We start from the raw sequence: 23,627 nt of genomic DNA, 5'->3' as shown, positions 1-23,627 counted from the left end.
CATTGAATTTCTTCGGCGAAGACGGGAATCCCGACGATCCCCACGTCCTATTGTAGCAGCTTCTCAGGCGGGAGACGACGGGTCAATAAAGCTGTCCCGTCAATCAATAGAAATTTCCTATCAATCCATGCCCTTCTCGGCGAGGATGCGCGCCTCGTGCAAGAGGGCGGAGACGAGAGGGGTGAAGGGCTCGCGGTGGGTGGCGACGAGGCCGACCGTATGTTCCGGATTCGGCTCGACGAGCGAAACTATACTTAATTCCTCATGAAATCCGAAGGAATGGGCCACGTTGCGCGGCATGATGCTGCTCCAGCGGCCGGTGCGTACATGGGAGAGCAGCACGATCATCGAGTTGGATTCGAGCGAGGGTTCGGCGCTCACGCCGGCATCGGCAAGGTGGCGATTGATGATGCGGCGGTTCTGCATGTCGGCGGTCAATAGGCAAAGCCTAATGCTGCCGGCCTCCTGCCAGGTCACGCTTTCGCGATCGGAAAACGGGCCGCCCCTGGCGGTGATGAGGCAATAGTGCTCGTGCAGCAGCGGCACGCTGGTGACGCGGCCGAGCGGCTCGTTCTCGAGATAAGTGAGGCCGGCGTCGATCTCGAGGTTTTCCAGAAGCCCGAGGATGCGGATCGACGTGGTGGAGGTGATGGAGAATGTGACGTCGGGGTGCTTTTCCTGGAAGGGCGCGGTGAGGCGCGGCACCATGGCGAGCGTCGTCGGGATGGCGGCAAGGCGGATATGGCCGGAAAGGCCGGTGCGGGCGGCGCGCATCTCCTCGCGCATGGTGCGGGTGTCGCCGACGATGCGGCGCGCCCATTCGAGCACGCGCTGGCCTTCCGGCGTCAGGCCGCGGAAGCGCGAGCCGCGCACGACGAGCATCACGCCGAGCTGGCCTTCCAGCTGGCGGATCGCCGCCGAGAGCGTCGGCTGGGAGATGCCGAGCTCCTCGGCCGCCCGGGCGAAATGCCGTTCGCGGGCGAGCGCAATGAAATATTCGAGCTTGTCTATCATCGGGAAACTGCGCCTCCGGGCTCTTGATACAAAAGAACAGTGGCGGCACCAATGCCCCGCGCCCTATATCTAAAGCATCGAAATGAGGACGAGGAGGAAGCCATGACGTTTCAAGCATTGCTGGTCGAGAAGGGCGCGGACGGCGCGGTCGCCGCTTCGGTTCAGGAACTCGACGATTCGCGGCTTCCGGACGGCGACGTGACGGTCGCCGTCGAATATTCGACGCTCAACTACAAGGACGGGCTCTGCATCAACGGCAAGGGTGGGCTCGTGCGCACCTTCCCGCATGTGCCGGGCGTCGATTTCGCCGGCACGGTGGAGGCCTCCGACGATCCGCGCTACCGGCCGGGCGACCGGGTGGTGCTGACCGGCTGGCGCGTCGGCGAGGTCTGGTGGGGCGGCTATGCGAGCCGGGCGAAAGTCAAGGCCGACTGGCTGGTGCCGCTGCCCGATACGCTTTCCACGCGACAGGCTATGGCGATCGGCACGGCGGGCCTCACCTCCATGCTCTCCGTCATCGCGCTGGAAAAGGCCGGGCTTTCGCCGCTGAAGGGCGAGGTGCTGGTGACGGGCGCTGCCGGCGGCGTCGGCTCGGTCGCCGTCACGCTTCTTTCCCGGCTCGGCTATTCGGTTGCCGCCGTGACGGGCCGTCCGGAAACGGCCGGTTACTTGAAGGAGCTCGGCGCGGAAACGATCGTCCCGCGCGCCGAGCTTGCCGAGCCGAGCGGCAAGCCGCTCGAATCCGAGCGCTGGGCGGGTGCGGTCGATGCGGTCGGCGGCGACATGCTGGCGCGGGTGCTCAAGCAGATGAAATATGACGGGGCGGTCGCCGCCGTCGGGCTTGCGGCGGGCGCCGCCGTGCCCTCCTTCACGGTCATCCCCTTCCTCCTGCGCGGCGTGAGCCTCCTCGGCATCGATTCGGTCAACCGGCCCTACGACCAGCGCGTCGATGCGTGGAACCGCATCGCAAGCGACCTGCCGATGGACAAGCTGGAGGCGATGGTGGTCGAGCACCGGCTCTCCGACCTGCCGGAGCTTGCGAACCGGATTCTCGAGGGCAAGGTGAAGGGACGCGTCGTCGTGGACGTCAATTCCTGAAGCAATTCCAGCAAAAGTGTGAAGCGGTTTTGCGTTCGGAATTGCGTGGAGAAATCGTCAGCAGATGAGCTGGCCGCCGTTCACCTCCAGCACCTGGCCGGTGATGTAGCCGGAGAGCGTGTTGGAGGCGAGGAAGAGATAGGCGGGGGCGCAGTCCTCCGCCGTGCCGAGGCGTTGCAGGGGAATGGTCTTGCGGGTCGCCTCCAGCTTTTCCGCCGAGGAATAGCGCGCGTGGAAATCGGTGGTGATGGTGCCCGGCGAGACGCAGTTGACGCGGATGCCGGCGGGCGCAAGCTCCCGGGCAAGACCCTTGGAATAGGTCGAGACGAAGGCCTTGGTGGCCGAATAGATGGCCGAGCCCGGGCTGCCGCCCGTCAGCGCCGAGATCGAGACGGTGTTGACGATGGCGGCATGGGGCGCACGGCGCAGCGAGCGCAGCAGGCCGCGCGTTACCTCGACGACGGAGGTCTGGTTGAGGCGCACGACGGTGTCGTACTGCTCGTCCGTGAGGTCCGCCGCGGGAAAGCGGCCGACCATGGTGCCGGCATTGTTGATCAGCACGTCGACATGCGGGAAGAGGCTGTCCACCCGCTGCAGCAGCGCGCCGATGCCGCCTTCCTCCAGGAAATCCGCATAGACGACGTGGGCGCGGGCCTCCGCGACGGCGTTTTCCAGGAAATCGGGCAGGGGGCCTGCGGCGGCGCGCCCGCCGTGCAGCAGCACATGGGCGCCGCAATCGAGGAACTGCCGCGCGATCTCCAGCCCGATGCCGCGGCCCGCGCCGGTGACGACGACATTGGCGCCCTTGAACAGAGACGGATGAAACATGCGCTTTCCTCCCGGTATCGCCGCGGCCTGCCTTCGCCCAGTATCACAAAAAGCGGGGCGCTCTCCAAGAAGGCAGGATCGATCAATTGATGTACTTTCGTTTTTGCATATTATGAAACCAAACGAAAGCAATGGGAGGTGCCGATGTTTCTAACGGGTCGCCAGGCGGAGATCCTCGATCTCGCCAAGGCGGAGGGCCGCGTGCTCGTGGAGGATCTTGCCACGCGCTTCTCCGTGACGCCGCAGACCATCCGCAAGGACCTCAACGACCTTTGCGACAGCAAGGCGCTGACGCGCATCCATGGCGGCGCGCTGTTTCCGAGCGGCAACGAGAACGTGAAATACGAGGCGCGCCGCTCCATCGCCGCGCCGGAGAAGCAGGCGATCGGCCGCGCCGCCGCGGCGATGATCCCGGACAATTCCTCGCTCTTCATCAATATCGGCACGACGACCGAGGCCGTGGGCGAGGCGCTGCTCGAACATCGCGAGCTGATGGTCATCACCAACAATATCAACGTCGCCAACCGCTTGCGCGTCTATCCCTCGATCGAGGTGGTGATCGCCGGCGGCGTCGTGCGCGGGGCGGATGGTGGCATCGTCGGCGAGGCGGCGGTCGATTTCATCCGCCAGTTCAAGGTGGACTATGCCGTGATCGGCGTCTCGGCCATCGACGAGGACGGCGCGCTGCTCGACTTCGACTACCGCGAGGTGAAGGTGGCGCAGGCGATCATCGCCAATGCCCGCCACGTCATCCTGGTTTCGGATTCGACGAAATTCGAAAGGACCGCGCCGGTGCGCATCGGCCACCTCTCGCAGGTCCACACCTTCATCACGGATAGCTGTCCTTTCGAGGGGATTCGCGTCATTTGCCAGGAGCACGACGTCCGGCTCGTGGAGACCGCTTCACAGGCCTGACACAGGGGCCTGCTATTTCTATCTACATTCGTTTGACATTCGGAATGTTTTCGTTTTAACTCTCCTTGCTTTCGCAACTGCGCAGGATTGTGCAATGCGAAATGGGAGGGGACATTGGACGGCGACGTGATCCGCGATATTTTCGTCATCGGTGGCGGCATCAATGGCTGCGGCATCGCCCGCGATGCAGCGGGTCGCGGCTATTCGGTCGTGCTTGCCGAGATGAAGGATTTCGCCTCCGGCACGTCCTCGGCCTCCACCAAGCTCATCCACGGCGGTCTTCGCTATCTCGAACATTACGAATTCCGCCTCGTGCGCGAGGCGCTGATGGAGCGCGAAGTGCTCTGGGCCATGGCGCCGCACGTCATCTGGCCGATGCGCTTCGTGCTGCCGTTCCAGAAGGGCGGCCTGCGTCCGGCCTGGCTCATCCGCCTCGGCCTCTTCCTTTACGACCATATCGGCGGGCGCAAGCTCCTGCCGGCGACCGCGACGCTGGACCTTGCCAGGGACCCGGCGGGCGGGCCGCTCAAGAAGCTCTTCCGCAAGGCTTTCGAATATTCCGACGGCTGGGTGGACGATGCGCGCCTCGTCGTGCTCAACGCCCGCGATGCCGCCGACCGCGGCGCGGATATCCGCACCGGCACGAAGGTGGTCGCCGCCCGGCGCGAGAACGGCCACTGGAACGTCGAGACGGAGAATGTCGAGACGGGCGACCGCGAGACCGTCCGCGCCCGCATGCTGGTCAATGCCGCCGGCCCCTGGGTGGACAAGGTCCTGTCCTCCGCCTTCGGCCGCAACGACGTGCACAATGTCCGCCTCGTGCAGGGCAGCCATATCGTCGTGAAGAAGAAATTCTCCGATCCGCGCGCCTATTTCTTCCAGAATCCGGACGGGCGCATCATCTTCGCCATTCCCTACCAGGAAGAGTTCACGCTGATCGGCACCACCGACCGGGACTACAAGGGCGATCCGCGCGAGGCGCGCATCAGCGACCAGGAGATCGACTATCTATGCGCCTCGGCCAGCGAATATTTCGCCGAGCCGGTCGAGCGGGACGATATCGTCTGGACCTATTCCGGCGTGCGCCCGCTCTTCGACGACGGGGCCAGCAAGGCGCAGGAAGCAACGCGCGACTACGTGCTGAAGATCGACGGCGAGAGCGGCCAGGCGCCGCTCCTCAACATCTTCGGCGGCAAGCTCACCACCTACCGGCGCCTTGCCGAATCCGCGCTCGACAAGATCGGCGATGCGATCGGCGCCAAGGGCGAGCGCTGGACGGCGCGCTCGCGCCTGCCGGGCGGCGATTTCGCCATCGACGGTTTCGACGCCGAGGTGCGCTCGCTTGCGAAGCGCTTCGCCTTCCTTTCGCCTGCCCATGCGCGGCGGCTCGTGCGGCTCTACGGCACGCGGGCGGCGGCCATGCTGGACGGGGCGAGCCGCATCGAGGATCTCGGGCGGCATTTCGGCAGCGACCTCTACGAGTGCGAGGTGCGCTGGCTGATGCACGAGGAATGGGCCCGGCACGCCGAGGACGTGCTGTGGCGGCGGACCAAGAGGGGCCTGCATCTGACGGCCGCCGAGGCGGCCGCGCTGGAAGACTACATGGCCGGGGCGCCTGCCGCCCCGCATTAGCCGCCGCGCGATCCGGTGGCTGGGAGGAACATTGGAGACATGAATGCTTGAACTCAGAAACATCGCGAAGGTGTCGGGGGCGGAAACGCATATCCATCCGACGAACCTCGTGCTGGAGCGCGGCTCGCTCAACGTGCTGCTCGGCCCGACGCTGTCCGGCAAGACCTCGCTGATGCGGCTGATGGCCGGCCTCGACAAGCCGACCTCCGGCTCCGTCCGGTTCGACGGCAAGGACGTGACGGGCGTGCGCGTGCAGGACCGGGGCGTCGCCATGGTCTACCAGCAGTTCATCAACTATCCGGCGCTGACCGTCTACGAGAACATCGCCTCGCCGATGCGCATCAAGGGCGCCGATGCCGCGACCATCGACCGCGAGGTGCGCAAGGCGGCCGATCTCCTCAAGCTGACGCCCTATCTCGACCGCACGCCGCTCAACCTTTCGGGCGGCCAGCAGCAGCGCACGGCGCTTGCCCGCGCCATCGTCAAGAATGCCAGCCTCGTACTGCTCGACGAGCCGCTCGCCAACCTCGACTACAAGCTGCGCGAGGAATTGCGGCTGGAGCTTCCGAAGATCTTCGCCGCGTCCGGCGCCATCTTCGTCTATGCGACGACGGAGCCCTCCGAGGCGCTGCTTCTCGGCGGCAACACGGCGACGCTGTCGCAAGGCCGCATCACGCAGTTCGGCCCCACGATCGAGGTCTATCGCCGGCCGAACGACCTCGTTACGGCCCGCACCTTCGCCGACCCGCCGCTCAACACGATCACGGTCACGCGGAAAGGCGGCCATTTCGAGATCGGCGACAAGCCGGTTCTGCCGGTGCCGGCGCACCTTGCCGGCGTGCCGGAAGGGCCGTGCACCATCGCCTTCCATCCGCACCACCTGGCGCTCACGCGCCAGAACGCCGCCGCCGCGCCCCTTTCGGTGCGCACGGCGATCTCGGAGATCGCGGGGTCGGAAAGCTTCATCCATATCGAGTTCGAGGGCACCCGCTGGGTGATGCTCGCGCCGGGCATCCACGACATCGAGCCGGACGCGGTGATCACCGTCCATGTCGACACGCGCCACCTGATGGCTTTCGGCGCGGACGGCAGGGCGATTGCCGAGCCCGCGGCCGCGGCGGCCTGAGGAGGGGACCATGGCACGCATCAATCTCGACCATATCCGCCACGCCTACGGCGAAAAGCCGAAGTCGGAAGCCGACTATGCGCTGAAGGAAGTCCATCACGAATGGAACGACGGCGGCGCCTATGCGCTGCTCGGCCCGTCCGGCTGCGGCAAGACCACGCTGCTCAACATCATCTCGGGCCTCCTGCAACCTTCGGAAGGCCGCATCCTGTTCGACGGCAAGGACGTGACGTACCTGTCGACGCAGGAGCGCAACATCGCGCAGGTCTTCCAGTTCCCGGTCATCTACGACACGATGACGGTCTACGACAATCTCGCCTTCCCGCTGCGCAATCGCGGGGTGGCCGAGCCCGAAGTCGACCGCCGCGTGCGCGAGATTCTGGAAATGATCGACCTTGCCGGCTGGGCGAAGAAGACGGCGCGCGGGCTCACCGCCGACCAGAAGCAGAAGATTTCGCTCGGCCGCGGCCTCGTTCGCAGCGACGTCAACGCGATCCTCTTCGACGAGCCGCTGACCGTCATCGACCCGCACATGAAATGGGTGCTGCGCTCGCAGCTCAAGAAGCTGCACCGCCAGTTCGGCTTCACCATGGTCTATGTCACGCACGACCAGACCGAGGCGCTGACCTTCGCCGACAAGGTCGTCGTCATGTACGACGGCCAGATCGTGCAGATCGGCACGCCCGCCGAACTCTTCGAGAAGCCGAGCCACACCTTCGTCGGCTATTTCATCGGCTCGCCCGGCATGAACGTGCTGCCGGCCGCAATCGACGGCAGCGCCGTCAGGGTCGGCGAGGAGACGATCACGCTCGACTACGCGCCCGCGGTTTCCGCCGGCGCGAAGACCGAGCTCGGCATCCGGCCGGAATTCATCACGCTGTCGCGCGAGGGCATGCCCGTCTCGATCGGCAAGGTCGAGGATATCGGCCGCCAGAAGATCGTGCGCGCCGAATTTGTCGGCAAGCCGATCGCCATCGTCGTGCCGGAGGATGGCGAGATCCCCGCCGATCCGCACGTGACCTTCGATCCCGCCGCCATCAACATCTACGCCGATAGCTGGCGTGTCGGCAGGGAGGGCTGACCGATGAACAAGACCTGGAACAACAAGGCCTGGTTCATGGTCCTGCCGGTGCTGCTGCTCGTCGCCTTCTCGGCGGTGATCCCGCTGATGACGGTGGTGAACTATTCGGTGCAGGACACCTTCGGCAACAACGCCTTCTTCTGGGCCGGCACCGACTGGTTCGCCCAGGTGCTCGCCTCCGACCGATTCTGGGAGGCGCTCGGGCGCAACCTCCTGTTCTCGGCCATCATCCTCGCCCTGGAAATCCCGCTCGGCATCCTGATCGCGCTCAACATGCCCAAGAAGGGTCTCGGCGTGCCGGTCTGCCTCGTGCTGATGGCCCTGCCGCTGCTCATCCCGTGGAACGTCGTCGGCACGATCTGGCAGGTCTTCGGCCGCGTCGACATCGGCCTGCTCGGCCGCGTGCTCGACGGCATCGGCTTCGACTACAACTACGTCAACGACGTGTTCGACGCCTGGGTGACGCTGATCGTCATGGACGTCTGGCATTGGACGAGCCTCGTCGTGCTGCTGTGCTATGCCGGCCTCGTCTCGATCCCGGAGGCCTATTACCAGGCCGCCAAGATCGACGGCGCCTCGCGCTGGGCCGTGTTCCGCTACATCCAGCTTCCGAAGATGAAGCGCGTGCTGCTCATCGCCTTCCTCCTGCGCTTCATGGACAGCTTCATGATCTACACCGAGCCCTTCGTCGTCACCGGCGGCGGCCCCGGCAACTCGACCACGTTCCTTTCGATCGACCTCGTCAAGATGGCGATCGGCCAGTTCGACCTCGGCCCGGCCGCGGCCATGTCCATCATTTACTTCCTGATCATCCTGCTGCTGTCGTGGATCTTCTACACGGTCATGACCAGCAGCGACGACCAGGCGTGAGGGAGGAGAGACCCATGACCTCACAGGCAATCACCGCAAACACCGTCCAGCCGGGTGCGAAACGCAACCTCTCCTGGATCGTGCCGACGCTCTACATCGTCTTCCTGATGCTGCCGATCTACTGGCTCGTGAACATGAGCTTCAAGGAGAACACGGAGATCACCGGGGCCTTCACGCTCTGGCCGCGCCAGCCGACGCTGCACAACTACGCCGTCATCTTCACCGATCCGGCCTGGTATTCCGGCTATATCAACTCCATCATCTACGTGGTGCTGAACACGGTCATCTCGGTCTCCGCGGCGCTGCCGGCGGCCTATGCCTTCTCGCGCTACCGCTTCCTCGGCGACAAGCACCTGTTCTTCTGGCTGCTCACCAACCGCATGGCGCCGCCGGCCGTCTTCGCGCTGCCCTTCTTCCAGCTCTATTCGGCCTTCGGCCTCATCGACACGCACATCGCCGTCGCCATCGCGCACTGCCTGTTCAACGTGCCGCTGGCGGTGTGGATCCTCGAAGGCTTCATGTCGGGCGTGCCGAAGGAGATCGACGAGACGGCCTATATCGACGGCTACTCGTTCCCGCGCTTCTTCACGAAGATCTTCGTGCCGCTGATCGCCTCGGGCATCGGGGTGGCCGCCTTCTTCTGCTTCATGTTCTCCTGGGTCGAGCTCCTGATCGCCCGCACGCTGACGACGACGGACGCCAAGCCCATCGCCGCCACGATGACGCGCACGGTCTCGGCCTCGGGCATGGACTGGGGCGTGCTCGCCGCCGCCGGGGTGCTCACCATCATTCCCGGCGCGCTCGTGATCTACTTCGTCCGCAACTACATCGCCAAGGGCTTCGCCCTGGGGAGGGTCTGATGGCCGCCGTCGCCAACCGCAACACCCGCTGGCCCGTGGCGCTCGCCGCCGTGCTGGCGATCTACGCCGCCGCCGTCGTCCTGCTCGTCATGGCGCTGCCCGTCAAGGATGGCGCGCGCGACTGGTTCGCCACGCTCATCCCGGGGGGATGGATGGCCTGGTCGTTCCCGACCGCCATGTTCTTCCTGACGATCTTCCTTCTCATCGCGCTGATGGCGGTGTGGGAATATGCCCGGCCGGGCGGCGCCCCGCGCGTCGGCATCCTGCGCTTCGAGACGACCCGCGGCGACCGGCTCTTCGTGTCGCTGCTCGGTTCCGCATTCATCCAACTCGCATGGCTGGGCCTCGTCGGTCCCAACCTGTGGTGGGCTCTTGCCCTGTCCGTGGTCTACGCCATCGGCGTATTCCGCTTCGTCTAGGGCAATCGAACGGAGGCCCCGGGGAGACATAGGGGCCTTCGCACTTGCAATCGCAAAACCTTAAGGGAGGACAAAATGCGAAAGCAACTTCTGATGACGACGGCAGTCATGCTGCTGGCGTTTACCGGCTCCGCATTCGCGGACATGGATGCCGCAAAGAAGTTCCTGGATTCGGAAATCGGCGACCTGTCGTCGCTCTCGCGTGCCGACCAGGAAAAGGAAATGCAGTGGTTCGTCGACGCCGCCAAGCCGTTCGCCGGCATGGACATCAAGGTCGTCTCCGAAACGCTGACCACGCATGAATACGAATCGAAGGTGCTGGCGCCCGCCTTCACCGCGATCACCGGCATCAAGATCACGCACGACCTCATCGGCGAGGGCGACGTGATCGAGAAGCTGCAGACGCAGATGCAGTCGGGCGAGAACATCTACGACGCCTATGTCAACGACTCGGACCTGATCGGCACCCACTGGCGCTACCAGCAGGCCCGCGCGCTGACCGACTTCATGGCCAACGAAGGCAAGGACGTCACCAACCCGAACCTCGATATCGACGACTTCATCGGCAAGTCGTTCACGACCGCGCCGGACGGCAAGCTCTACCAGCTTCCCGACCAGCAGTTCGCGAACCTCTATTGGTTCCGCTACGACTGGTTCAACGACGAGAAGAACAAGGCCGACTTCAAGGCGAAGTACGGCTACGATCTCGGCGTGCCGGTCAACTGGTCGGCCTATGAGGACATCGCCGAATTCTTCACCGGCCGCGAGATCGACGGCAAGAAGGTCTTCGGCCACATGGACTACGGCAAGAAGGACCCCTCGCTCGGCTGGCGCTTCACCGATGCGTGGCTGTCGATGGCCGGCAACGGCGACAAGGGCATCCCGAACGGCCTGCCGGTCGACGAATGGGGCATCAAGGTCGACGAGAACTCGCGTCCGGTCGGCTCGTGCGTCGCGCGCGGCGGCGACACCAACGGCCCGGCCTCGGTCTATGCCATCCAGAAGTATCTCGACTGGATCAAGGCCTATGCCCCGCCGTCGGCAGGCGGCATGAACTTCTCCGAATCCGGTCCCGTTCCCTCGCAGGGCGAGATCGCGCAGCAGATGTTCACCTATACGGCGTTCACCGCCGATTTCGTGAAGGAAGGCCTGCCGGTGGTGAATGCCGACGGCACGCCGAAGTGGCGCTTCGCCCCGTCCCCGCATGGCGTCTACTGGAAGGACGGCATGAAGCTCGGCTACCAGGACGCCGGCTCCTGGACGCTGATGAAGTCCACTCCGGACGACCGCGCCAAGGCCGCTTGGCTCTATGCGCAGTTCGTGACCTCCAAGACCGTCGACGTGAAGAAGAGCCATGTCGGTCTCACCTTCATCCGCCAGTCGACGCTCGACCACCAGTCGTTCACCGACCGCGCGCCCAAGCTCGGCGGCCTGATCGAGTTCTACCGTTCGCCGGCCCGCCTGCAGTGGTCGCCGACCGGCACGAACATCCCGGACTATCCGAAGCTCGCCCAGCTCTGGTGGCAGGCGATCGGCGATGCCGCTTCCGGCGCCAAGACGGCGCAGGAAGCCATGGATTCGCTGTGCGCGGAGCAGGAGAAGGTGCTGAGCCGCCTCGAACGCGCCGGCGTTCAGGGCGACATGGGCCCGAAGCTCGCCGAGGAGCACGATCTCGAGTACTGGAACAAGGATGCCGTTTCCAAGGGCAACCTCGCTCCGCAGCTCAAGATCGAGAACGAGAAGGAAAAGCCGGTCACCGTCAACTACGACGAACTGGTCAAGAGCTGGCAGAAGTAAGAAGCTGACAGGGTCGCGGACGGCTTTTGCCGCCCGCAGCCGATTTTGAAATCCGATCCCCTTTGCCCGCGCCCCGCAAGGAGCGCGGGTCTTTTCGTTTCCGCGCTGCGGCCATTTGCCGGATTCCATGCATTGCACAGCGCGGGGTCTTCCGCTAAGAACCCCGCGGTTTCCCCGCGCGCTCGCGCGAACATCGAAAACAGCGGTACACCCATGGCACGCATCGTGATGAAATTCGGCGGAACGTCCGTCGCCGACCTCGACCGTATCCACAATGTGGCCCGCCATGTGAAACGCGAGGTCGATGCCGGCCACGAGGTCGCCGTCGTCGTCTCGGCCATGTCCGGCAAGACGAACGAGCTCGTCGCCTGGGTGCAGAACATGCCGAAGGTGACGGGCGCCAGCTCGCCCTTCTACGACGCGCGCGAATACGACGCCATCGTCGCCTCGGGCGAACTCGTCACCGCCGGCCTTCTTGCCATCGCGCTCCAGTCGATGGACGTCAACGCCCGCTCCTGGCAGGGCTGGCAGATCCCGATCCGCACCGACAACGCGCACGGCGCCGCACGCATCCTCGAAATCGAAGGCGAGGAGATCGTGCGCCGCATGGGCGAGGGCCAGGTCGCCGTCGTCGCCGGCTTCCAGGGCCTCGGCCCGGACAACCGCGTCGCCACGCTCGGCCGCGGCGGTTCGGACACGTCCGCCGTCGCCATCGCCGCCGCCGTCAAGGCGGATCGCTGCGACATCTATACCGATGTCGACGGCGTCTACACGACCGATCCGCGCATCGAGCCGAAGGCCCGGCGCCTGAAGAAGATCGCCTTCGAGGAAATGCTCGAAATGGCCTCGCTCGGCGCCAAGGTGCTGCAGGTCCGCTCGGTGGAGCTTGCCATGGTGCACAAGGTGCGCACCTTCGTCCGCTCGTCTTTCGAGGATCCCGATGCGCCGGGCATGGGCGATCTTCTGAACCCGCCCGGTACGCTGATTTGTGATGAGGATGAGATCGTGGAACAGGAAGTCGTAACCGGCATCGCCTATGCCAAGGATGAAGCGCAGATCTCGCTCCGCCGCGTCGCCGACCGGCCGGGCGTTTCGGCCGCGATCTTCGGCCCGCTGGCCGAGGCCCATATCAATGTCGACATGATCGTCCAGAACATCTCCGAGGACGGCTCGAAGACCGACATGACCTTCACGGTTCCCTTCGGCGACGTCGAGAAGGCGCTGAAGGTGCTGGAAGGCGCCAAGGAACAGGTCGGCTTCGACGTGATCCAGCACGAGACGGGCCTCGTCAAGGTCTCCGTCATCGGCATCGGCATGCGCAGCCATGCGGGCGTCGCCGCCTCGGCCTTCCGCGCGCTTGCCGACAAGGGCATCAACATCAAGGCGATCACCACCTCGGAAATCAAGATTTCCATCCTGATCGACGGCCCCTATGCCGAACTCGCCGTTCGGACTTTGCATTCCGTCTACGGTCTCGATAAGAAGTAAGGACCGGCCGACTCGGCGCCGATCCATGGGGATCGCCGGCGCGGCGCGCGCCGGTGTGGGGTAACGTCATTTTCGGGAGACGCCACGCGATGAGAGACCTCTCCGCGGGCCCGCGCGTTCTTCTCAAGCGGCTGCGCGAACTCATGGCGGAGCCGCTGGAGCCGCAGGAACGCCTGGACCAGATCGTGCGCCAGATCGCGCAGAACATGGTCGCGGAAGTGTGTTCCGTTTACGTGCTGCGCTCCGACGGCGTCCTCGAACTCTACGCGACCGAAGGCCTCAATCCGAGCGCCGTCCACCTTGCCCAGCTCAAGATGGGCCAGGGCCTCGTCGGCACGATCGCGGCCTCCGCCCGGCCGCTCAACCTTTCCGACGCCCAGTCGCATCCCGCCTTCACCTATCTGCCGGAAACGGGCGAGGAGATCTACCACTCCTTCCTCGGCGTTCCTATCTTGCGCACCGGCAGGGCGCTCGGCGTGCTTGTCGTGCAGAACAAGGCGAGCCGCACCTACCGCGAAGACGAGGTGGAGGCGCTTGAGACGACGGCGATGGTGATTGCGGAAATGGTGGCGACCGGCGAGCTGAAGAAGCTCACAAGGCCCGGCCTCGAGCTCGACCTTTCCCGCCCCGTCGCCATCGAGGGGGCGAGCTTCGGCGAGGGCATCGGCCTCGGCTATGTCGTGCTGCACGAGCCGCGCATCGTCGTCACCAACCTGCTCAACGAGGATTCCGAGCACGAGCTCGGCCGGCTTGCCGAGGCGCTCGGCTCGCTGCGCATCTCCATCGACGACATGCTGTCGCGCCGCGAGGTGTCGATGGAGGGCGAGCACCGCGAGGTGCTGGAGACCTACCGCATGTTCGCCCACGACCGCGGCTGGGTGAGGAAGCTCGAAGAGGCGATCCGCAACGGCCTGACGGCCGAGGCCGCCGTCGAGCGCGTGCAGAGCGAGACCAAGGCGCGGATGATCCGCCTGATGGACCCCTATCTGCGCGAGCGCATGCACGATTTCGACGATCTTGCGAACCGCCTCCTGCGCCAGCTCACCGGCTATGGCGCAAAACTCTCGGCCAGCAGCTTCCCGAACGACGCCATCGTCGTCGCGCGCGCCATGGGTGCGGCCGAGCTGCTCGACTATCCGCGCCAGAACGTGCGCGGCCTCGTGCTCGAAGAGGGCGCCGTCACCAGCCATGTCATCATCGTCGCGCGCGCCATGGGCATCCCCGTCGTCGGCCAAGCGGTCGGTGCGGTGGCGCTGGCGGAGAACGGCGATCCGATCATCATCGACGGCGACGATGCGAAGGTACATCTGCGCCCGATGCCGGACCTCCAGCGCTCCTACGAGGAGAAGGTGCGCTTCCGCGCCCGCCGGCAGGAGCAGTACCGGGCCTTGCGTGCCGTCGAGCCGGTGACGAAGGATGGCCGGGCGATCAATCTGCAGATGAATGCCGGCCTCCTCGTAGACCTGCCGCATCTCAACGAATCGGGCGCCTCCGGCATCGGCCTCTTCCGCACCGAGCTCCAGTTCATGATCGCCTCGACCATGCCGAAGGCCGAGGAGCAGGAAGATTTCTACCGCAACGTCCTGAAGCATGCGGGCGGGCGCCCCGTGACCTTCCGCACGCTCGACATCGGCGGCGACAAGGTCGTGCCCTATTTCCGCGCGGCCGAGGAGGAGAACCCTGCCCTCGGCTGGCGCGCCATCCGCCTGTCGCTCGACCGGCCGGGCCTCCTGCGCACCCAGCTTCGCGCCATGCTGCGCGCGGCCGCGGGCGCCGATCTCCGGCTGATGCTGCCCATGGTGACGGAGGTTTCGGAGCTGAAGGAGGTCCGCCACCTTCTGCAGAAGGAAATCCAGCGCCAGTCGAAGCTCGGCGAGCAATTGCCGAAGAAGCTGCAGTTCGGCGCCATGCTCGAAGTGCCGGCGCTGCTCTGGCAGCTCGACGAGCTGATGGCCGAGGTGGATTTCGTCTCGGTCGGCTCGAACGACCTCTTCCAGTTCGCCATGGCGGTCGACCGGGGCAATGCCCGCGTTTCCGACCGTTTCGACACGCTCGGCAGGCCGTTCCTGCGCATCCTGCGCGATATCGTCAGGGCCGGGGTCCGCAACGACACCTCGGTCACGCTCTGCGGGGAGATGGCGAGCAAGCCGATCTCGGCCATGGCGCTGCTCGGCATCGGCTTCCGCTCCGTGTCGATGTCGCCGACGGCGCTCGGCCCCGTGAAGTCGATGCTGCTGTCGCTCGATGCAGGCAGGCTGGAGGCCGTGCTGACGCCGGCGCTCGACGACACGAAGCCCACCGTCTCGATCCGCCAGATCCTGACGGACTTTGCGGCCGAGAACGGCATTCCGCTTTAACGATCTGATTGGAGTCGAACGGTGGCCACGCTTCCCGTTGAAAAGATGCGCGAACTCGAACGCCGTTTCGGCGAGATCGAGGCCCGCATGTCGGCGGGCCCGGATTCGGAGACCTATGTGCGCCTCGCCTCGGAATATTCCGAGCTCCAGCCGGTCGTCACCAAGGTGCGCGAATACGAGAAGGTGAGGGGCGAGATCGCCGACCTCGAGACGCTGCTTGCCGACAAGACGACGGACCGCGAGATGCGGGACCTCGCCGAGATGGAGCTGCCGGAGCTCAAGGAGCGCCTCGAAGGCCTCGAGAAGGAGATGCAGATCCTTCTCCTGCCGAAGGATGCGGCGGACGAGAAGAGCGCGATCCTCGAAATCCGCGCCGGCACGGGCGGCTCGGAAGCCGCGCTGTTCGCCGGCGACCTCTTCCGCATGTACGAGCGCTATGCCGCCGCCCATGGCTGGAAGGTCGAGGTCATCTCGTCGAGCGAAGGCGAGGCCGGCGGCTACAAGGAAATCATCGCGACCATCACCGGGCGCGGCGTCTTCGCCAAGCTGAAGTTCGAATCGGGCGTCCACCGGGTCCAGCGGGTGCCGGAGACGGAGGCGAGCGGGCGCATCCATACCTCGGCCGCGACCGTCGCCGTGCTGCCGGAAGCCGAGGAGATCGACATCGAGATCCGCCCCGAGGACATCCGCATCGACACGATGCGCTCGTCGGGCGCCGGCGGCCAGCACGTCAACACGACCGATTCGGCCGTGCGCATCACGCATCTTCCGACCGGCCTCGTCGTGACGAGCTCGGAAAAGTCGCAGCACCAGAACCGCGCCAAGGCCATGCAGATCCTGCGTTCGCGGCTCTACGACATGGAGCGCCAGCGCGCCGACAGCGAGCGCTCGGCCGACCGCAAGAGCCAGGTCGGCTCCGGCGACCGCTCCGAGCGCATCCGCACCTACAATTTCCCGCAGGGCCGCGTGACGGACCACCGCATCAACCTGACGCTCTACAAGCTCGACCGGATGATGGTGGGCGAGATCGACGAGGTGGTGGACGCACTGCTCGCCGACTACCAGGCGGGCCTTCTCGCGCAGCTCGGCGAACAGGGCCGATGAGCGGCGTGACGCTTGCCGGAATGCTGGCCGACGCGCGGCGCAGGCTTTCCGAGGCGGGCATAGCCGAGGCGGCGCAGGATGCGCGTGCGCTGGTTGGCGGCATTCTCGACCTTTCCTCCACCGCCTTCGTGACGGACGGCGCCCGCATGCTGGATGCCAGTGAGGTCTCGGCGATCGAGGCGGCGCTTGCCCGGCGCGCGGCGCGCGAGCCGGTGCATCGCATCCTCGGCCGGCGGGCCTTTTCCCGGCTCGACCTTCTCCTGTCGCCGGAGACGCTGGAGCCGCGGCCGGATACGGAAATCCTCGTCGATACGCTCGTGCCCCATGCGCGGCGGATGGTGGCGGAGAGGGGGAGCTGCCGCATTCTCGATCTCGGCACGGGCACGGGGGCGATCTGCCTTGCGCTCCTCGATCTCGTGCCCGGCGCGACGGGCGTCGGCGCCGATCTTTCGCCGGGCGCCCTTGAAACAGCGCGGCGCAATGCCGATATCAACGGTGTCGCCGACCGCTTCGAGACGGTCGAAAGCGACTGGTTTTCAGCCGTGACCGGGGCCTTCGACATCATCGTGTCAAATCCGCCCTATATCGTCCGCTCCGTGGTCGGAATGTTGGACGAGGATGTCCGGCTCTACGATCCGATCCTGGCACTGGACGGCGGTGAAGACGGGCTTGATGCCTATCGCACCATCGCCGCCGCGGCGGGCGACCATCTTCGGGAAAACGGCCTTGTGGCTTACGAAATCGGTTATGACCAGAAGGAAAGCGTCACTGCGCTCATGCACGAAAAGGGTTTCGTGCGCCTTGAAGCGGTGAAGGATTTCGGCGGCAACGACCGTGTCCTCGTCTTTTCGAAACCGGCGGTTGCTTGAGATATTGCTGCATGAGCGCAGCAATTTCCGCGACCGCAAAGAAAAGGCTTGGAATTGTGAAGGAAGCGGGCTAGGTTGCGGCCACGCACCGGGCAAGAGGTCATGGCACGGCGATTTGCTCCGCATGACCCGATCGCGAGGATTGCTCTCTCGAAGAGTTGCTAGGGTTGAAGACTGCCCTGTGCGGGTACCTGTTAATTTGACGTCTTACGGCGACAGGACCACCGACCGACGTGGTTCGCCCGCGGGTAAGGATGCTTGATCTGGCGTGTCCCGATCAGGCGCGAAGACACGAATCATCGATACATGGATACGTTAGGTGAGTGACATATGAGGCCAGGACAGCAAAACAAGCGCGGCCGCGGGCGTAATAACAACAATAATAATAACAACAATAGCAACAACAACCACCGCAAGGGCGGCAATCCCCTGACGAGGACCTACGACAGCTCGGGTCCGGACGTGAAGATCAGGGGCACGGCCCAGCACATCGCCGAGAAATATTCTGCGCTTGCCCGCGACGCACAGAGCGCCGGCGACCGCGTCATGGCGGAAAACTACCTGCAGCACGCAGAGCACTACAACCGCATCATTGCCGCCGCGCAGGCGCAGATGCAGGACCGCTTCCCGCGTGACGAGCGCTCCGACAATGCTGACCGGCACGACTTCAATGATCGCGACGGCTACGACCGGGACGACGAGATCGATTCGACGCCCGTCGAGGATCACCCGGCGCCCGCCGCTGCGGCGCCCGCTCCGGCTCCGGCCGCCGAGCGGACCGTGGTCGACGGCTCCGGCCCGCAGCCGGTGATCGAAGGCACGCCGGCGGAAGTCGCGCTCGAAGAGGAAGGCGCCGCTCCGGCCGCCGGCCGCCAGCCGCGCCGCCGCAATGCCGCCCGTCCGCGCCGCCCGCGCCGCGGCGAAGGCCAGGCCGGGGGCGAGGACGGCCAGCCGGCCGGCGACGACGCTCCGGCGCTCGAAGCCGCTTCCGAGTAAGCTTCGCTTCCATTCCATCGGGAACCCGGCCTTGTGCCGGGTTCTTGCGTTTGTGCAGTCCGGCTCCAAAAAATCCGCCGGAGCGGGCAGGCGCCTCCCTTTAATTTGGCGCGGGCCTCCACCATATCCTCCAGCGAAGGGCTTGCCTTGACGGGAGTCCTATCCTGAATCGTCGGTCGGTGCCTCGAAGGGCCGGCCGAGTTATGGAGGCAGATGATGAATATCGAAAAATACTCCGAGCGCGTGCGCGGCTTCCTGCAATCCGCCCAGACCAAGGCGCTTGCCGACGGCAACCCGCAGTTCACGCCCGAGCACGTCCTGAAAGTGCTGCTCGACGACGAGCAGGGCATGGCCGCATCGCTGATCGAGCGGGCCGGCGGCAATGCGCGCGAAGCGCGGATCGCCAACGACGCCGCCCTTGCCAAGCTGCCGAAAGTGACCGGCGGCAACGGCCAGGTCTATCTTTCCCAGCCGCTCGCCAAGGTCTTCTCGACCGCCGAGGAAGCCGCCAAGAAGGCCGGTGACAGCTTCGTCACCGTCGAGCGGCTGCTGCTGGCGCTCGCCATCGAGAAATCCGCCGCGACCGCCGATATCCTCGCCAAGGCCGGTGTGACGCCGACGGCGATCAACCAGGTCATCAACGATATCCGCAAGGGCCGCACCGCCGATACGGCGAGCGCGGAACAGGGCTTCGATTCGCTGAAGAAGTTCGCCCGCGACCTCACCGCCGACGCGCGCGAAGGCCGCCTCGACCCGGTGATCGGCCGTGACGACGAGATCCGCCGCACGATCCAGGTCCTCTCGCGCCGCACGAAGAACAACCCCGTCCTCATCGGCGAGCCCGGCGTCGGCAAGACCGCCATCGCCGAGGGCCTTGCGCTGCGCATCGTCAACGGCGACGTGCCGGAGAGCCTGAAGGACAAGAAGCTGATGGCGCTCGACATGGGCGCGCTGATCGCCGGTGCGAAGTATCGCGGCGAGTTCGAGGAACGCCTGAAGGCCGTCCTTGCCGAAGTGCAGGCGGAAGACGGCGAGATCATCCTCTTCATCGACGAGATGCACACGCTGGTCGGCGCCGGCAAGGCGGAAGGGGCGATGGACGCCTCGAACCTGCTGAAGCCCGCGCTCGCCCGCGGCGAGCTGCACTGCGTCGGTGCGACCACGCTCGACGAGTACCGCAAGCATGTCGAAAAGGACGCCGCCCTCGCACGAAGGTTCCAGCCCGTCATGGTGGACGAGCCGACCGTCGAGGACACGATCTCGATCCTGCGCGGCCTGAAGGAGAAGTACGAGCAGCATCACAAGGTCCGGATCTCCGACTCGGCCCTCGTTGCCGCCGCCACGCTCTCCAACCGCTACATCACGGATCGCTTCCTGCCGGACAAGGCCATCGACCTGATGGACGAAGCCGCCTCGCGGCTGCGCATGCAGGTCGATTCCAAGCCGGAGGAGCTCGACGAGCTCGACCGCCGCATCATCCAGCTCAAGATCGAGCGCGAGGCCCTGAAGAAGGAAACCGACCGATCCTCGCAGGACCGTCTCGAAAAGCTCGAGATCGACCTTGCCGCGCTGGAAGAGGAAGCCTCTGCGCTCACCGCGCGCTGGCAGGCGGAAAAGTCCAAGCTCGGCCGCGCCGCGGACCTGAAGCGCCAGCTCGACGAGCTGCGCAACGAGCTTGCCATCGCCCAGCGCAAGGGTGAGTTCCAGCGTGCCGGCGAGCTTGCCTACGGCATCATCCCCAGGCTCGAAAAGGAGCTGGAGGACGCCGAAGGCCGCGATGCGAGCGACGTGGACCCGATGGTGCAGGAGGTTGTGACCGCCGACAACATCGCGCAGGTCGTCTCCCGCTGGACCGGTATTCCGGTCGACAAGATGCTGGAAGGCGAGCGCGACAAGCTGCTGAGGATGGAAGACGAGCTCGCCAAGTGGGTCGTCGGCCAGGGCGATGCCGTGCAGGCCGTCTCCCGTGCCGTCCGCCGCTCGCGCGCCGGCCTTCAGGATCCGAACCGGCCGATCGGCTCGTTCATCTTCCTCGGGCCGACGGGCGTCGGCAAGACGGAGCTGACCAAGGCGCTCGCCCGCTTCCTCTTCGACGACGAGACGGCGATCCAGCGCATGGACATGTCGGAATACATGGAGAAGCACTCCGTGGCCCGGCTGATCGGCGCGCCTCCCGGCTATGTCGGCTATGAGGAGGGCGGTGCGCTCACCGAATCCGTCCGCCGCCGGCCCTATCAGGTCGTGCTGTTCGACGAGATCGAGAAGGCGCATCCGGATGTCTTCAACGTGCTCCTGCAGGTCCTCGACGACGGCCGCCTGACCGATGGCCAGGGCCGCACCGTCGACTTCCGCAACACGATGATCATCATGACCTCGAACCTCGGCGCCGAATACCTGACGGCGCTCGGCGAGAACGAGGACAGCGAAAGCGCCCGCGACCAGGTCATGGAGGTGGTGAAGACCTTCTTCCGGCCGGAGTTCCTCAACCGGGTGGACGACATCATCCTGTTCCACCGTCTCAAGCGGTCGGAAATGGGCGCGATCGTCGATATCCAGCTGGAACGCCTGCGTGCGCTTCTGGCAGATCGCAAGATCGTCCTCGATCTCGACGAGGAGGCCGTGCACTGGCTGGCCGAGAAGGGCTACGACCCGGTCTACGGTGCGCGTCCCCTGAAGCGGGCGATCCAGAAGCACCTTCAGGACCCGCTGGCCGAGAAGATCCTCGCCGGCGAGATTCCGGACGGCTCGATCGTCAAGGTGACGGCGGGTTCCGACCGGCTGCTGTTCACGGCGCGCAATGCGTCGGTCAGCAAGGCCGCCTGAGATCGGTCATCGGTGAAAGAATAAGGCGCGGGGCCGGTCCCCGCGCTTTTTTCGTCAGCGGGTTTCCGCCACCTCGGTCTGGTCCTCGTCATGGCCGAGCAGGTCGTCGATGCGCTTGCGCTCGGTCTCGAACTGGGCGAGGGCCTTGCCTTCCAGCGATTTGCCGCCGGGCAGGCGGATCTTCAGCGCATCCACCTTGTTGCCGTTGACGATCAGCTCGTAGTGCAGGTGCGGGCCGGTCGAAAGGCCGGTCGTGCCGACGAAGCCGATCACCTGGCCCTGCCGCACCTTGACGCCCGGCTTGATGCCCTTGGCGATGGCGCTCTGGTGGTTGTAGGAGGAGACGTAGCCGTTGGCATGGCGGATCAGCGTCTGGTTGCCGTAGCCGCCCGAATCCCAGCCCGCCTTCTCGACGACGCCGTTGCCGGCCGCGATGATCGGCGTGCCGCGGGGCGCGGCCCAGTCGACGCCGGTATGCATGCGCGAGAAGCCGAGGATCGGATGGCGGCGCATGCCGAAGCCGGAGCGGAAGACGCCGTTCGGGACCGGATTGCGCAGCAGGAACTGGCGGATGCTCTTGCCGTCCTCGTCATAGTAGTCGACGGAATCGTCGTCCGGGTTCTGGAAGCGGTAGACGCGGGTTTCCGTGTCGCCGAACTTGGCGTCGAGGAAGAGGATCTCCGAATCGGCCGTCGCCATGCCGTTCTGGTCGCTGACGGAGAAGAAGGCCTCCAGCGAATCCGTCGGGCGCAGTTGCGCCTGGAAATCCACGTTGCTGGCGAGGATGCGGATGATCTCCGCCGTCATGTCCTGGCCCATGCCGTAGGAAAGCGCGGCGCGGTAGATGCCGTCATAGACGCGCGGCAGGTCGCGCCCGGCAAGGATCGTCGGCCGGTCGTCGTCGTCGAAGGCCGTGCCGACGGCATCGAGCGGCGGCGGTTCCGCGCCGTTGACGAAGCGGCCGTTGTCGTCGAGCGCGGCGGTCACCACATGGCGCCCGCGCGTATAGACGCTCGCCCGCACGATGCTCGCTTCCTTGCTCTGCTGGGCAACGCAGATGCGCAGCACATCGCCCTCGGCAAGCTCGCGGCTGCCGAGCTCGCCTTCGAGATAGTTGGCAAGGTCGTCGGCCTGCGCCTTGGTGTAGCCGGCGGCGGTCATGATCTGGTCGATATCGGCGCCGCGGCGCACGGGGATCACGTCGTCGGCATATTCGGTGTCGTTCGAGGTCGGCGTGTCGAAGGTCGACACGCTCATGTTCTCCTCGACGATGCGGGCGGACAGGCCCTGCAGGAGATCGATGTCGGAACCTTCGGACGCGAAGCGCTGCGGGTCGACGTAATAGAGCGAGGCGACCTGCGTGTCGCCGTCCGTCAGCACCGAGCCGTTGGTGCGCACGTTCTCCTCGACCTCTTCCAGCGACATCTGGTCGGCATAGTCGAGCGCCGAGCCGCCGGTCGGGAAGGCTTCGGTCTGCAGCGCCACCTCCGATTCCACGTCCGAGCCGTAGATCGTGCCCATCCGCGAGGCGGCGGGCGTGGCATCCTTGTCGCTGGTGGAGAAGATCGCGAGCGGGTCGAAGCGCGGATAATCCTCGCTGGCCGCATGGTTGGCGGCAAGCGCCATCTTCACATGGGCGAAGGGCTGGCGGCGCACGACCTCCTTCTCGCCGTCATGGATCATGGTGGAGATTTCCATGATCTTCTTGTCGGACGGCTTTGCGACGATGGCAGGCTCGAGAACCCGCTCGCCCCGCTTGGCCGTCTCGCCCGACTTGCTTGCGGGGTTGGAAACGCCAAGCGCCGCGAAGGCTTCGGCCGGGATGGCGAGCTGCTGGCGTCCGTCGAGCGCGGCGAAAAGCGCGACTCCCATGAGGATCGAGGAGGTGATGCCGGTGAGGAACGTGCCGGAGAGCCAGCGAAGGGAGATTTCGCGGCGGTCGGGCGCCTTGCGCCCGTCGGCGAGGATCGGCGGCTCGTTGCCGAGGGATCGGATCATGTTCCGGTCGGTCGTCATGCCGATATGCTTCGCCTGTTTCGCCAATGGGTTTCAGCGCGCGACCATGCACGCAGGAGGGCATGCGAGTCAAATCACGCCCGCCTTCTCTCCTCTAGAGGCGGGGATTGTGAATTTCTGAGGGCGGAAAGGGGATAGGCGGGGCCGGCAGGGGGAAAATGCCGGAACGGCGGGACTTTCACGGGCAAGCGAAAGCCAAACGCACCGCCTGCGAAGAAATTTTCAAAAAAATGTCACATCCCCTGTTGACGTATCGCTGGGGGTGGGCTTATAACGCCGCTCATCGAGAGGGCGTTGGGCGCTTCTGGCGGCCAGTTCACTCGCTCTAAGGTTT

General features: G+C 65.5%; 18 protein-coding genes. 15 read left to right on the top strand and 3 right to left on the bottom strand.

The window, feature by feature from the left end; genetic code table 11:
- Window positions 1-120 precede the first annotated feature (120 nt).
- Entirely contained in the window at window positions 121-1,014 is an 894-nt protein-coding gene (locus HNQ66_RS19210) for a LysR family transcriptional regulator (protein WP_184145796.1), read from the bottom strand.
- A 102-nt stretch (window positions 1,015-1,116) separates the two neighbouring features.
- On the opposite strand from HNQ66_RS19210, the gene acuI reads away from it, so the two are divergent.
- Complete coding sequence (acuI, locus tag HNQ66_RS19205) at window positions 1,117-2,112, top strand: acrylyl-CoA reductase (NADPH) (RefSeq protein WP_184145795.1); 996 nt, start codon at window positions 1,117-1,119, stop codon at window positions 2,110-2,112.
- Window positions 2,113-2,169: 57 nt separating this feature from the next.
- Here acuI and HNQ66_RS19200 read toward each other — a convergent pair whose 3' ends face one another.
- A complete protein-coding gene (locus HNQ66_RS19200; protein WP_184145794.1) occupies window positions 2,170-2,940 on the bottom strand; it encodes an SDR family NAD(P)-dependent oxidoreductase in 771 nt (256 codons plus the stop codon).
- 144 nt (window positions 2,941-3,084) lie between these two features.
- Here HNQ66_RS19200 and HNQ66_RS19195 point away from each other — a divergent pair, with 144 nt between their 5' ends.
- The 14 genes from HNQ66_RS19195 to clpB all read left to right on the top strand — a co-directional run bounded on the left by HNQ66_RS19195 (window position 3,085) and on the right by clpB (window position 21,277).
- Entirely contained in the window at window positions 3,085-3,855 is a 771-nt protein-coding gene (locus HNQ66_RS19195; RefSeq protein ID WP_184145793.1) for a DeoR/GlpR family DNA-binding transcription regulator, read from the top strand.
- A 114-nt stretch (window positions 3,856-3,969) separates the two neighbouring features.
- Window positions 3,970-5,487: a glycerol-3-phosphate dehydrogenase gene (glpD, locus tag HNQ66_RS19190; RefSeq protein ID WP_184145792.1), complete on the top strand. Its 1,518-nt coding sequence runs from the start codon at window positions 3,970-3,972 to the stop codon at window positions 5,485-5,487.
- 43 nt (window positions 5,488-5,530) lie between these two features.
- Entirely contained in the window at window positions 5,531-6,613 is a 1,083-nt protein-coding gene (locus HNQ66_RS19185; protein ID WP_184145791.1) for an ABC transporter ATP-binding protein, read from the top strand.
- A gap of 10 nt (window positions 6,614-6,623) precedes the next feature.
- On the top strand, window positions 6,624-7,694 hold the full coding sequence (locus tag HNQ66_RS19180; RefSeq protein WP_184145790.1) for an ABC transporter ATP-binding protein: 1,071 nt from the start codon (window positions 6,624-6,626) through the stop codon (window positions 7,692-7,694).
- 3 nt (window positions 7,695-7,697) lie between these two features.
- Window positions 7,698-8,564: a carbohydrate ABC transporter permease gene (locus tag HNQ66_RS19175; RefSeq protein WP_184145789.1), complete on the top strand. Its 867-nt coding sequence runs from the start codon at window positions 7,698-7,700 to the stop codon at window positions 8,562-8,564.
- 14 nt (window positions 8,565-8,578) lie between these two features.
- On the top strand, window positions 8,579-9,424 hold the full coding sequence (locus HNQ66_RS19170; protein ID WP_184145788.1) for a carbohydrate ABC transporter permease: 846 nt from the start codon (window positions 8,579-8,581) through the stop codon (window positions 9,422-9,424).
- Window positions 9,424-9,843: a DUF2160 domain-containing protein gene (locus HNQ66_RS19165; protein ID WP_184145787.1), complete on the top strand. Its 420-nt coding sequence runs from the start codon at window positions 9,424-9,426 to the stop codon at window positions 9,841-9,843. The genes HNQ66_RS19170 and HNQ66_RS19165 overlap by 1 nt, the downstream gene beginning before the upstream one ends.
- Window positions 9,844-9,918: 75 nt before the next feature.
- Window positions 9,919-11,640 (top strand): ABC transporter substrate-binding protein, encoded by a 1,722-nt coding sequence (locus HNQ66_RS19160; protein WP_184145786.1) that lies wholly within the window; start codon window positions 9,919-9,921, stop codon window positions 11,638-11,640.
- Between the two features lie 213 nt (window positions 11,641-11,853).
- Window positions 11,854-13,128 (top strand): aspartate kinase, encoded by a 1,275-nt coding sequence (locus tag HNQ66_RS19155; RefSeq protein WP_184145785.1) that lies wholly within the window; start codon window positions 11,854-11,856, stop codon window positions 13,126-13,128.
- An 89-nt stretch (window positions 13,129-13,217) separates the two neighbouring features.
- On the top strand, window positions 13,218-15,485 hold the full coding sequence (ptsP, locus tag HNQ66_RS19150) for a phosphoenolpyruvate--protein phosphotransferase (protein ID WP_184145784.1): 2,268 nt from the start codon (window positions 13,218-13,220) through the stop codon (window positions 15,483-15,485).
- Window positions 15,486-15,506: 21 nt separating this feature from the next.
- Window positions 15,507-16,589 (top strand): peptide chain release factor 1, encoded by a 1,083-nt coding sequence (gene prfA / locus HNQ66_RS19145; protein ID WP_184145783.1) that lies wholly within the window; start codon window positions 15,507-15,509, stop codon window positions 16,587-16,589.
- Window positions 16,586-17,458, top strand: coding sequence for a peptide chain release factor N(5)-glutamine methyltransferase (gene prmC, locus HNQ66_RS19140; protein ID WP_184145782.1), 873 nt, complete (start codon window positions 16,586-16,588; stop codon window positions 17,456-17,458). The genes prfA and prmC overlap by 4 nt, the downstream gene beginning before the upstream one ends.
- A gap of 330 nt (window positions 17,459-17,788) precedes the next feature.
- Window positions 17,789-18,454: a DUF4167 domain-containing protein gene (locus tag HNQ66_RS19135; protein WP_184145781.1), complete on the top strand. Its 666-nt coding sequence runs from the start codon at window positions 17,789-17,791 to the stop codon at window positions 18,452-18,454.
- Between the two features lie 216 nt (window positions 18,455-18,670).
- The gene (gene clpB, locus HNQ66_RS19130; RefSeq protein ID WP_184145868.1) at window positions 18,671-21,277 is read left to right on the top strand and encodes an ATP-dependent chaperone ClpB; all 2,607 of its coding nucleotides are present in this window, start codon (window positions 18,671-18,673) and stop codon (window positions 21,275-21,277) included.
- A gap of 54 nt (window positions 21,278-21,331) precedes the next feature.
- Here the strand turns inward: clpB and HNQ66_RS19125 are convergent, their stop codons facing one another.
- Entirely contained in the window at window positions 21,332-23,293 is a 1,962-nt protein-coding gene (locus tag HNQ66_RS19125) for a M23 family metallopeptidase (RefSeq protein WP_184145780.1), read from the bottom strand.
- Window positions 23,294-23,627 lie beyond the last annotated feature (334 nt).

The sequence above is a fragment of the Shinella fusca genome, from assembly GCF_014203155.1.
Classification (GTDB): Bacteria; Pseudomonadota; Alphaproteobacteria; order Rhizobiales; family Rhizobiaceae; genus Shinella; species Shinella fusca.
Note: the sequence above shows the minus strand (reverse complement) of the source record. Positions and strands in the feature narration are given on the sequence as shown.

Coding starts and splice junctions, on each gene's coding strand:
- acuI (WP_184145795.1), top strand. CDS start 1,117: ATGACGTTTCAAGCATTGCTGGTCGAGAAGGGCGCGGACGGCGCGGTC.
- HNQ66_RS19210 (WP_184145796.1), bottom strand. CDS start 1,014: ATGATAGACAAGCTCGAATATTTCATTGCGCTCGCCCGCGAACGGCAT.
- HNQ66_RS19195 (WP_184145793.1), top strand. CDS start 3,085: ATGTTTCTAACGGGTCGCCAGGCGGAGATCCTCGATCTCGCCAAGGCG.
- HNQ66_RS19160 (WP_184145786.1), top strand. CDS start 9,919: ATGCGAAAGCAACTTCTGATGACGACGGCAGTCATGCTGCTGGCGTTT.
- HNQ66_RS19155 (WP_184145785.1), top strand. CDS start 11,854: ATGGCACGCATCGTGATGAAATTCGGCGGAACGTCCGTCGCCGACCTC.
- HNQ66_RS19200 (WP_184145794.1), bottom strand. CDS start 2,940: ATGTTTCATCCGTCTCTGTTCAAGGGCGCCAATGTCGTCGTCACCGGC.
- HNQ66_RS19180 (WP_184145790.1), top strand. CDS start 6,624: ATGGCACGCATCAATCTCGACCATATCCGCCACGCCTACGGCGAAAAG.
- prmC (WP_184145782.1), top strand. CDS start 16,586: ATGAGCGGCGTGACGCTTGCCGGAATGCTGGCCGACGCGCGGCGCAGG.
- HNQ66_RS19125 (WP_184145780.1), bottom strand. CDS start 23,293: ATGACGACCGACCGGAACATGATCCGATCCCTCGGCAACGAGCCGCCG.
- HNQ66_RS19135 (WP_184145781.1), top strand. CDS start 17,789: ATGAGGCCAGGACAGCAAAACAAGCGCGGCCGCGGGCGTAATAACAAC.
- HNQ66_RS19175 (WP_184145789.1), top strand. CDS start 7,698: ATGAACAAGACCTGGAACAACAAGGCCTGGTTCATGGTCCTGCCGGTG.
- HNQ66_RS19165 (WP_184145787.1), top strand. CDS start 9,424: ATGGCCGCCGTCGCCAACCGCAACACCCGCTGGCCCGTGGCGCTCGCC.
- HNQ66_RS19170 (WP_184145788.1), top strand. CDS start 8,579: ATGACCTCACAGGCAATCACCGCAAACACCGTCCAGCCGGGTGCGAAA.
- ptsP (WP_184145784.1), top strand. CDS start 13,218: ATGAGAGACCTCTCCGCGGGCCCGCGCGTTCTTCTCAAGCGGCTGCGC.
- clpB (WP_184145868.1), top strand. CDS start 18,671: ATGAATATCGAAAAATACTCCGAGCGCGTGCGCGGCTTCCTGCAATCC.
- HNQ66_RS19185 (WP_184145791.1), top strand. CDS start 5,531: ATGCTTGAACTCAGAAACATCGCGAAGGTGTCGGGGGCGGAAACGCAT.